Below are 223 nucleotides of genomic sequence, written 5' to 3'. Positions count from 1 at the left end.
GAAGTTGATGCATTTTTACCTGCTTACCATCCAGAACATGAATTTCTGGATCCAGAACATCCCATGTCCATCGGTACCTTTACAGATCCAAATTATTACATGGAAGCTCGCCATGATATGCAAGTGGCCATGGAAAAATCAAAAGAGATAATAAAGAAAGTAAATATGGAATTTGAAGAAGCATTTGGAAGAAGTTACGACTTTGTTGAAAGTTACAAATGTG

General features: G+C 36.3%; 1 protein-coding gene. It reads left to right on the top strand.

What is annotated here, in order from left to right:
• Positions 1-223, top strand: a 223-nt coding sequence (gene porA / locus QMD61_11690; GenBank protein MDI6725295.1) for a pyruvate ferredoxin oxidoreductase, incomplete at both ends; no start/stop codon positions are given.

It is taken from the genome of Methanobacterium sp. (assembly GCA_030017655.1).
In the GTDB taxonomy this organism is placed as follows: Archaea; Methanobacteriota; Methanobacteria; order Methanobacteriales; family Methanobacteriaceae; genus Methanobacterium_D.
This window is presented reverse-complemented; position numbering and strand designations above follow the sequence as displayed.